The 10,218-nt window shown below is 45.9% G+C and carries 11 protein-coding genes; 2 read left to right on the top strand and 9 right to left on the bottom strand.

Annotation, left to right across the window (positions count from 1 at the left end; genetic code table 11):
* Positions 1-95 precede the first annotated feature (95 nt).
* The gene (locus tag A2517_RS06565; RefSeq protein ID WP_294895325.1) at positions 96-509 is read left to right on the top strand and encodes an Rrf2 family transcriptional regulator; all 414 of its coding nucleotides are present in this window, start codon (positions 96-98) and stop codon (positions 507-509) included.
* Here the strand turns inward: A2517_RS06565 and cobA are convergent.
* From cobA to cysK, 8 genes are all read right to left on the bottom strand, one after another.
* Positions 502-1,311, bottom strand: coding sequence for a uroporphyrinogen-III C-methyltransferase (cobA, locus tag A2517_RS06560; RefSeq protein ID WP_294895323.1), 810 nt, complete (start codon positions 1,309-1,311; stop codon positions 502-504). The two genes, A2517_RS06565 and cobA, sit on opposite strands and share 8 nt — an antisense overlap.
* Positions 1,308-2,615, bottom strand: a complete 1,308-nt coding sequence (locus tag A2517_RS06555; protein ID WP_294895321.1) for an aminotransferase class V-fold PLP-dependent enzyme — start codon at positions 2,613-2,615, stop codon at positions 1,308-1,310. The genes cobA and A2517_RS06555 overlap by 4 nt, the downstream gene beginning before the upstream one ends.
* Entirely contained in the window at positions 2,587-4,167 is a 1,581-nt protein-coding gene (locus A2517_RS06550) for a nitrite/sulfite reductase (protein WP_294895319.1), read from the bottom strand. Before A2517_RS06550 ends, A2517_RS06555 begins: the two co-directional genes overlap by 29 nt.
* A gap of 10 nt (positions 4,168-4,177) precedes the next feature.
* The gene (gene cysN, locus A2517_RS06545; RefSeq protein ID WP_294895317.1) at positions 4,178-5,584 is read right to left on the bottom strand and encodes a sulfate adenylyltransferase subunit CysN; all 1,407 of its coding nucleotides are present in this window, start codon (positions 5,582-5,584) and stop codon (positions 4,178-4,180) included.
* Positions 5,584-6,495 (bottom strand): sulfate adenylyltransferase subunit CysD, encoded by a 912-nt coding sequence (cysD, locus tag A2517_RS06540; protein ID WP_294895315.1) that lies wholly within the window; start codon positions 6,493-6,495, stop codon positions 5,584-5,586. Before cysD ends, cysN begins: the two co-directional genes overlap by 1 nt.
* 120 nt (positions 6,496-6,615) lie before the next feature.
* A complete protein-coding gene (locus A2517_RS06535; RefSeq protein ID WP_294895313.1) occupies positions 6,616-7,323 on the bottom strand; it encodes a phosphoadenylyl-sulfate reductase in 708 nt (235 codons plus the stop codon).
* A gap of 8 nt (positions 7,324-7,331) precedes the next feature.
* Positions 7,332-7,562, bottom strand: a complete 231-nt coding sequence (locus A2517_RS06530) for a DUF2061 domain-containing protein (protein WP_294895310.1) — start codon at positions 7,560-7,562, stop codon at positions 7,332-7,334.
* A gap of 11 nt (positions 7,563-7,573) precedes the next feature.
* The gene (gene cysK / locus A2517_RS06525; RefSeq protein ID WP_294895308.1) at positions 7,574-8,509 is read right to left on the bottom strand and encodes a cysteine synthase A; all 936 of its coding nucleotides are present in this window, start codon (positions 8,507-8,509) and stop codon (positions 7,574-7,576) included.
* Between the two features lie 290 nt (positions 8,510-8,799).
* Here cysK and A2517_RS06520 point away from each other — a divergent pair, with 290 nt between their 5' ends.
* Positions 8,800-9,369, top strand: a complete 570-nt coding sequence (locus A2517_RS06520; protein WP_294895306.1) for a hypothetical protein — start codon at positions 8,800-8,802, stop codon at positions 9,367-9,369.
* Here A2517_RS06520 and A2517_RS06515 read toward each other — a convergent pair.
* Positions 9,366-10,218 (bottom strand): YcaO-like family protein (locus tag A2517_RS06515; RefSeq protein ID WP_294895304.1); only part of this gene is annotated, 853 nt, incomplete at its 5' end. The two genes, A2517_RS06520 and A2517_RS06515, sit on opposite strands and share 4 nt — an antisense overlap.

The raw sequence follows: 10,218 nt of genomic DNA, 5'->3' as shown, positions 1-10,218 counted from the left end.
GAGAGTGAATAATCTCTTCTAAATCGATGTCCTTAATGGACTATTAACACTACCTCGAATACAATACTTCCACTACAATCCATTAGGAGAGAACAGTGGCAGGTATTTCTACTAAAGGAAGCTATGGCCTTGCCGCCATGTATGAGTTAGCGCTCCATTACGGGCAAGGACATCTTCAAATCCGTGACATTGCGGAAAAAGCCAATATTCCCCAAAACTATCTGGAACAGATTCTCGCTACCTTGCGCAAAGAGGGATTAATTCAAAGTATTCGAGGTGCAGGAGGAGGCTATCTGCTCGCGAAAGCCCCGAATACGATTGCGGTTTTTGAAATTTTAGTAGCACTGGAAGGGGAGCTTTGCAACCCCACCGATGAGCGGTTACAACCGATTTTACATCTCTACTGGAATCGCATTCGAGACGATATGAAAAATGTTTTTAGTGAATCACTCCAAGACCTCGTCGATCAGGGCAATGCCATGGATCAACAGTCGATGTACTTTATTTAAACTCAACTTGTTGCAGTTGATACTGCGGCAGCTTTCCATAGAGATTGACAACATCCCCAAAGACGATAACTGCCGGTCCGTTAACGGTTTTAGCGGCTTTTGCTAAATCGGCCAATGTGGTGACAACGCTCTGCTGTTCAGGACGGGAAGCATTAGCGATGATCGCAATCGGAAGATTTTTGGACACCCCTGCTGCTAACGCGGCTTTACGAATACTATTTGCCAAACTGAGCCCCATCAACACCACGGTAGTATGATTGTTCAGTTTAAGTAACCCCAACCAATCCGTGTTGAATTTTCCCTCTTTTAGATGTGCCGAAACCACGGAGAAACTTGCCGCATACCCTCTCGCGGTCGGAGGGATTCCCGCACAAGCAGGTCCGCTGACACACGAAGATATCCCCGCAATCACATCAACGCTAAAACCTCTCTCCAGTAAAAATTGCGCCTCTTCGCTTCCACGTCCGAAGATATAGGGATCACCGCTTTTAAGCCGTGCAACACTGAATCCCTGACCTGCATAATCGGCTATGAGAAGGTTAATTCTCTCTTGGCTGATACTGTGATTATTTTTAGGTTTACCCACATAAATTTTACGTGTTTCTGCGGGAATCACATCCAAAATCTCTTTAGGTATGAGATTATCGTATAAGACAATCTGGGCTTCTCGGATAATCCGATACGCTTTGAGCGTCAACTGTTCTACATCTCCAAGGCCGCAGCCTACGAGATACACATTCCCTTTTCTAACCGAAAACGTCTTATGGGTTTCGGCCGAAGTCGGTTGCAATATTTTTGTCATTCGAGCCTCTTTATCGATTTTTTAATAGCCTCCAATAATGCATCGATATCGGCTATCTCTTGCGAATAATGGATACTAATACGCAGCCATCCCGGCCGCTCTTGGAAGGGTGTATCATCTTCCAATCCTAATAAATCATGTCCGTAAGGGCCGGCACACGAACACCCTGCACGTGTTTGAAACCCTTTTGATTCGGAGAGAAGCGTACACAAAGCGTACGGGTCTACTCCCTTGACATTAAAAGAGACAATCCCGATATTCTCTGCCTTGCGACAGCCGTAACAGGTTGATCCCTCAATCTCCCTCAACCCCTCGATAAAACGCTCATATAAGCTTTTTTTTCGAGAAGCGATCCACTCAAATCCGATCTCATTACGAAGCTGATATGCCAATGCCGCGCGGATAAGCTGTAAAATTCCCGGTGTTCCCGCATCTTCACGATCTTCGACACCCTCTACAAAAAAATGACTGGTACGGCTGACATAGCGTACCGTTCCCCCACCTGCAAAGGTGGGTTTGGCATCCGCCTCGAACAGATTTTTTCGCACAGCCAACAAACCGCATGATCCCGGTCCCCCTAAAAGCTTATGGGGCGAATAAAACATCGCATCGTACAGTTCACACGGTATATTGATATACGGTGACGAAGCCGCCGCATCAAAACAGACAATGGCGTCGTAACGGCGTAATATCTCTGATATCTCGACATAGGGGGTAATCGTCCCCGTCACATTCGACGCGATACAAAACGACCCGATCAGCTCACGATTGGGGTTCGCTTTCAAAATATCTTCGAGCTGTTCCAAATCAACCAACCCCTTGGTATTCAATCCGACCCGTACCGTCTCACAGAGTGCTTCACGATAGCTGATCTCGTTGGAATGATGCTCATACGGCCCCACAATTACGAGAGGAAGCTCATAGCTAGGAGGCAAGGAGTGGTAACGTGCGCGAGTCGCCGGAGGGATATAGAGTCCCAATATCTCCTGCAACCGCTTAACCGCTCCCGTCGCACCGCATCCGCACGGCATTAGCGCAAAAGAGCCGTCCAGCCCTAATAATGTTTTGAGATGCTCTCTTGAGTGACGGTAATAACGATCCGTCCGAGCCGCCATCGATGCCTCTTTCGAATGGGTATTCGCATAGGTTTCGAGCACTTCTCGTATACGCGCTTCGATCGGCTCATACGCCAAGCCCGATGCGGTAAAGTCGAAATAGGTTTTTTTATGGATACCGATCGTATTACGTCCTATTTGGGCGTAGGTATCACCCTTCTCAAGAAGTGGACGGAATAGCTGACTCATGTGCGTATTTCTCCCATAAAAAATTTCCGAAATCGGTACTGTTGCTTGCCTCAAAATTATGGATCAAAGACTCGATCAACGGTGCAACTTCATCTGCGGCAACTTTGACGCCCGTTTTGAGCGCAAAACGGCTTTGCTCACCCTCCAGATGTCCTCCGACGATCAGATCAAACCCTTTGAGCCGTTCATCACCCCGTTTCACGATAGCTCCGACAAATCCGAGATCGACAATGTGCGGGTGGGCACACGAGTTCGGACATCCGTTGATACTGATGCTTACAGGTTCGTAAAAATCAGGAAATCGATGAGTCAGATATTCCACTACCTCGATCGCCAGATCTTTGGTCTCACTCACCGCAAATTTACAAAAATTGAGTCCCGTACACGCCAAGGTACGTGCTTCAAAAACTGACGGATAGGGATGAAAACCCACGGCTTTTAATGTATCGATCATCGGTTCCGTCGCATCGGTATGGACATTCAAAATTACAAAATTCTGCGTCGTTGTCAGGGTAATCCCCTCAGCTTTGTACAAATCCAAAATACGTCCGAGTTTCAACAGGTTTTCACCCTTAATCCGACCACTGGTCAATGCACACCCTATCGTGTTATACCCTTTTTTAACACTCGCTCCGACGCCAAAATGGCTCCGTCGCGGATACGGAGTAAACGGTGCCCCGTCGTAACGCTCCAACTCTACACGGGATTCTTTTTCCAGTTCAGCGACAAAGCGCTCAACACCCCAATCTTCTACCAAATGTCCCAAACGGGCTTTGTTACGGTTGTCACGTCGGCCTGAGTCACGATAAATACGTGCAACCGCTTCGGCAATTTTCACGATATCGCGACGTTTCACATAGCCGATATGATCGGCAATACGTCGATTACTCGCCTGCCCCCCTCCGACACTTACGCTGAATCGGATCTCATCGCCTTCTTTGACTGCGGTAAAGGCCAAATCTTGTACTTCGTGCTGGATACAATGTTTATTACATCCGCTGACGCCGATTTTGAACTTTCTAGGCAAATTCGAGAAATCGGGATTTCCCCGATAGAGATTGTTCAGAGCAACCACCACATCACGGACATCATCAATCTGATCGTGATCAATCCCGTTTACCGGACAACTGACAATATTACGCGGACAATCACCCGAAGCTCCGACTACGCTTAAGCCTACGGCAGATAACCGTTCAAGTAGTTCAGGTAAATCTTCGATTTTGAGCCAGTGAAACTGAATATCCTGACGAGTCGTAATATCACCGCTTTCACGAGCGAATTGAACCGATATGTCACCCAATACTTCCGCTTGTTTGGCACTTATATACCCCCCATCCAGCTTAACACGAAGCATCAAATACTGCGTCTCATCCTCAGCCTCCTGAAGATTGCGGTTTTGGGTATATATTCCGTACCATTTAAAGCGGTCGATATCTTCAGGATCGATCGCTTCGCCGGTTTGTGCATATCGGTAGATGTCGGAAATAACCTCCAATCCATCTTTTTCACGCTTGATACGTTCAATGCGTTCAGCTTTTGTTTCACTCGCCATAACCTGTTCCTTAAATGATTGTCGCGGTATTCCAGTGCGGGAAATGCCGCCGTATAAGAGCATTTAGCTCTACCTCAAATGCAGACGCATCGCTCTGCTCTGTTTTCTCTCGCTCTGTACTTTGGGTAATCATCCCCGCAGCTACCGTGTTGTTGGTAATCTTGTCGATAAGGATAAATCCCCCCATCTGCCGATTCTCATCGTAGCGATCATAGGCGATCGGCTCAGCCAGGTTCAAACGAATCGATCCGATATCGTTAAGCCCTAACTGTGATGTTTGATGTTTTTCTTGCGTATTGACATCTACACGGTAATCAATTCGCTCGACATACGCCGTAGTGACACTGGAACCGCGTTTAAACAAATAGCTCTTGGCGGGAAGAAATTTCTCCTCATCCATCCATACTATATTCGCACGAATCGCATCACATTGATCAATGCTCTCTCCCGTTTTGATCAGTACGTTCCCTCGGCTAATATCGATCTCCTCATTCAACGTCAGTGTGATCGCATCACCCGTAGAAGCCGATTCCAAATTCCCATCATAGGTAACGATCTCTTTTACGGTAGCTACCTTCTGTGAAGGATAGGTCGTAATAGAATCACCCACACGTATCGTTCCTGAGGCAACTGTTCCCGCGAATCCTCTAAAATCAAGATTCGGGCGATTGACGTATTGCACCACCAAGCGAAACGGTCCGTCAACAGCAGCAGAAGCGAGCGGAACCTCTTCTAGGATATCCAGAAGGGTTGATCCTTGATACCACGGGCTTCGGATGCTCTTTGTAACAACATTGTCTCCATCCAACGCGGAGAGGGGAACGGAATAGATCCCTTTAATTCCCAACTCTGCTGCAAAATTACGATACTCGCTGTCGATCTTGTCAAATACCGCTTGATCGAAATTGACCAAGTCCATTTTATTGATGGCGACAATAACATTGCGAATCCCCAAAAGACGGACGATATACGAATGGCGACGCGTCTGCGTCACAATCCCGTAACGCGCATCGATAAGGATAATCGCCAAATCCGCCGTAGAAGCACCTGTCGCCATGTTACGGGTATACTGCTCATGTCCGGGAGTATCGGCGATAATAAACTTGCGCTTATCGGTCGAAAAATAGCGATAGGCTACATCGATCGTAATCCCCTGCTCCCGTTCACTCTGCAATCCGTCCACGAGAAGGGCTAAATCGATTTTATCCCCCGTCGTACCCGATTTTTTGCTGTCGTTTTTAATGCTCTCTAACTGATCTTCAAAAATCATTTTTGAATCGTGCAGCAGTCGACCGATCAAGGTGCTTTTGCCATCATCGACGCTTCCGCACGTAATAAAGCGGAGCAACTCTTTGTGTTCTTGTTCTTTAAGATAGCCCTCGATATCGGTGGCTATCAAATCGCCTTGATGTGCCATTAAAAGTATCCTTCAATTTTTTTCTTTTCCATAGATCCTGAGCTGTCTGCATCGATCAGACGCCCTTGACGCTCCGACGTTTTGGTCAAAAGCATCTCTTGGATGATCTCAGGAAGCGTCACTGCATCACTCTCCACCGCTCCGGTCAAAGGATAACACCCCAAAGTTCGGAAGCGGACGTTTTCGACAGTCGGAACTTCCCCCTCATAAAACGGAAACCTCTCATCGTCTACCATTATTTTTACCCCATCACGTACTACGACCGGACGCGGTGCCGAATAATAGAGCGGGACAATCGGAATACTTTCGAGATGGATGTATTGCCAAATATCGAGTTCCGTCCAATTCGAGAGGGGAAATACCCGAATGCTCTCTCCGCTATGAATCCGCCCATTGTAAATATTCCACAGCTCAGGACGCTGATTTTTCGGATTCCATCGATGGTTTTTGTCACGAAATGAATAAATCCTCTCTTTTGCCCGACTCTTCTCTTCATCCCGTCGCGCTCCGCCGAATACCGCATCGAATTCATAATAATTCAGTGCTTGCTTTAACCCCTCGGTCTTCATCACATCCGTATGCACCGCACTCCCGTGAGTAAACGGATTAATTCCCTGAGCAATCCCATCAGGGTTCACATGAGTAAGCAAAGTTAGACCTAGCTCCTTCACCCGTCGATCACGAAACTCGATCATCTCTTTAAACTTCCATGTCGTATCGACATGCAGCAATGGAAACGGCAGTTTTGCCGGATAAAATGCTTTAATCGCCAAATGAAGCATGACCGATGAATCTTTACCGATCGAATAAAGCATTGCCGGATTGTCGAATTCAGCAACCACTTCACGCATGATGTGAATCGCTTCGGCTTCTAATACTTTTAGATGTGTTTTTCTCTCTTGAGATATCATCGTTTCTCCTTTTATTACCTATAGCTCAAATAAAAATAGCCCAATCGGCCAACTCTGTGCGATGCGAATACTCATCATCATCGAGTATTCCATCCAAAATATCCAACAAATATTTCATACTCAGGTTCCTCTTAAATGGAGTCCACACTCCTTGTGTTCAGGATTCTCCCACCACCATCTTCCGGCTCTGAGATCTTCTCCCTCACGAATTGCTCTCGTACACGGAGCACATCCGATACTTGGGTATCCTTGCGTGTGCAACGCGTTATAAGGAACTTTATGTGTTTTAATATAATCCCAAACGCTCTCTTCATCCCATTCGATGAGAGGATTTACTTTAATAAGATTGTTCGATTCATCCCATTCGATGAGCCGCATCGTCTCACGTGTCGGAGACTGTGCGCGGCGCAATCCCGTAATCCAAACGTCTAATCCTTCTAATGCCCGACGAAGCGGTTCCATTTTTCTCACCTGACAACACGCTTTTCGATTTTCGATACTCTCTCGAAAACCGTTGATTCCTTGCTCTTGATAAAGTGCTTCAACGGCAGCTCTATCGGGACAATAGACATCTACTTTGATGCCGTATTTTTGATTCGTCTGATCCATCACGGTATAGGTCTCTTCGCAAAGGCGTCCCGTGTCTAGGGTAAATATTTTTGCCGTCGGATCGATACCCAAGATCATGTCGGTTAAAACTTGATCTTCCGCACCGTAGCTCGATGCCAAAGCTATCCGACCTTTATACGCTTCTAAAAAACAAGCCAACATGGATTCAATGGGTTCATTTTCAAATCGTACATTTAATGATTCTACATTCATGCTCATTGCCTCTCCTAAATTTGGTAATCGTGTGCGGAGGGTTTCACCCGTCCAAAATCGGTTGCGTTCCATGCCCTCTCATGAAAATAATAGAGAATCATTTTCGTCATCACCTCGATTGAACCGATCGAGACCGCCATTACTAAATTCCCTGTAATAAAGTAGGATATAACCATCGTATCGATGGTTCCAACCGTCCTCCACGAAATCGTTTTTACGACGCTTCGGTAATGTTTTTCACCCATTTTTTCCCCACTTACCCATTGTCAGAGGGAAATTCATAAAGCTCCGTGCTCAAGTACCTCTCCCCCGTATCGCACAAAATCGTTACGATGGTTTTCCCTTTATTTTCAGGACGCTCGGCAATCTTTTTTGCAGCAGCGACATTGGCACCTGAGGATATACCGACCAAAAGTCCTTCAGCTTTGGCAATCGCTCTTGACGTCGTAATCGCTTCATCATTCGTAATACGAATAATTTCATCATAAACATCACGATTAAGTACCTGAGGGACAAATCCTGCACCGATTCCCTGTATTTTATGAGGACCGGCAGGCTCACCTGAGAGAACTGCCGAAGCATCCGGTTCTACCGCGATAATTTGGATGTCGGGGTTATACGCTCTAAGTACCTCTCCGACACCGCTAATCGTTCCGCCTGTTCCGATCGCCGCCACAAAAATATCGATTTTGCCCTCCGTATCTCTCCATATCTCTTCTGCCGTAGTCTGACGATGGATATCGGGATTGTCCGCGTTGTTGAACTGTTGTAAGACAACCGCTCCGGGAATCGATGCTCCCAATTCCAACGCTTTAACGACCGCTCCGCCCATCCCCTTCTCAGGCTCAGTCAACACAATTTGGGCACCCAAGGCCGCCAAAAGACGTCTCCGTTCCAAACTCATGGAACTCGGCATTGTCAAAATCAGCTTCAATCCTAAGCTTGCGGCAACACTTGCCAAAGCTATACCGGTGTTTCCGCTGGTCGGTTCAATAATAACACTCTCATCCGTGATCTCGCCTCGTTGAAGGGCTTGGAGGATCATATTGCATCCGATTCGGTCTTTGACCGATCCGGAAGGATTCATAAATTCACATTTACCTATGATGGTTGTCGACTCAGTCGAAAAATGGTTTAACGTAATGAGCGGGGTATTTCCGATCAACTCCGTAACATTGGCTGCAATTTTCATTGTTCACTCCTTTCCTTGACGAGATTCACACTAAATGAATACTCATTCATTTTTTAACTGGAGAAATTATAGGGAGATATTTTATCATTGTCAAGTAATTCTATTGAATTAGTAGTGTTTATTAGAAATTAAATACGAAAATCCCTATTTTATGGACTTACTCATACCACTTAATTCATAGTGTTTTACTATTGTATAGGGGATAATCTTTCAAAAGAGGGGGAAATTGCTATAATTTCAGCTACTATATTCCATATACGCTACTATTTCCAAAAAATTAGAGGATATTTATGGCAATCATCTCAATCGCTTCAACCAAAGGTGGGGTAGGTAAAACCTCTCTTGCCTTTTCACTCGCAAAAGATCTCTCCTATCGCTATGCGACCAACGATATGTCGGTTGTTCTAAATAAATACAAAAATGCCCGCTACTATCCGAATAAAATACCCCTCTATCCCGATACGGTCTATGACTTCGGCGGATTTGAAAACCCTCACGCCAACGAAATACTCCGAGAATCGGACATTATTATCCTCCCGACGACAAACGATCTGAACTCCATTATGAAAAGTTTGATTTTCATTAAAAATTTTCGGGAAAAAACGATCCTCGTATTTGCCAATATGATTGATGCCCCCAGCGATGCCGTGATGATAAAAGAGAAGATTCATGAGCATTTTCCAAACCTCGCGTTTACCTATCTGCGACGGACAAAACTCTTAAAAAATGCGTTGGAGAGCGGAATGAGTGCAAGTGAGCTGTATGAGAGCAGTAAACATACCCAACACCTGTACAAACAGGCATTCGGAGAATATTCTAAAATTCTAAACCTTTTTAACGGCGAAACAAGCGGCTATTAAAAAGCGGCCGCTTTTTTCACCTCCAGCCGATCGTACATCGAGAGCATATTGGTATAATCACGATGCAGTGACGTACTCACTAAAAATGCTTCCCCGCTTAGAATCTCTACCGCTTTATCAACTCGTGCTGCACTGTAGAGATCATACAACGCTTGACGATAATCATCCAGCTCTAATCCTAACTCTTCCATCCGAAGCAGTTCAACGATCAGATTGCCCATCGCACTGTTACCGAACTCCAAATACCCTATCGCTTCCTCAACATTTCCCAAAGAGAGATGAAGCTGTGCTTTGAGTTCCCCGATGGTAAAATTCTCCTCGAAAATAACCCCGATAAACTTCTCGACATTCAGATGATCTTCGAGAGCTTCGATCTCATCCAACACTGTTTCGGGATCATACTCGGCGAAGTTCAAAATCACTTCGCGATACGCTTTGCCCCGATTACGGTTGTTATAAATCAGATCATCGATCGGATAGACCTCGGAGACTCCGGGAACAATCATTTGGCAAGAATAAAAACCGAGGTAATTGTAATCTCGGATATAGATCTCTTTCCCCATCGCCGCGAATATCCCCGTGAGATAGGTAAACTCATCCTCGGTATTCTCTCCGCTGTAATTCCACGGAGCGAATGCAAAGCTCTTTTTAGCACTCAAAAACTGTATCCCCATCTTGCCGTTGGAATCGATAAAGTGGGATTCGAGATTAAAACTCTCAGAGACAAGCGACATATCAAACGTCGGCACTTCAAACTCTTGCAAATTTTCCAATCCGCGCCCCTGCATCAGCTCCGTCATTGTCCGCTCCAACGACACCTCCAAAATCGGATGGGCACCGAAGGAGACA

This window comes from Sulfuricurvum sp. RIFOXYD12_FULL_44_77 (assembly GCF_001830725.1).
Taxonomy (GTDB): Bacteria; Campylobacterota; Campylobacteria; order Campylobacterales; family Sulfurimonadaceae; genus Sulfuricurvum; species Sulfuricurvum kujiense_A.
The sequence above is the reverse complement of the archived record's forward strand: the minus strand, read 5'-3'. Positions and strand labels throughout refer to the sequence as shown.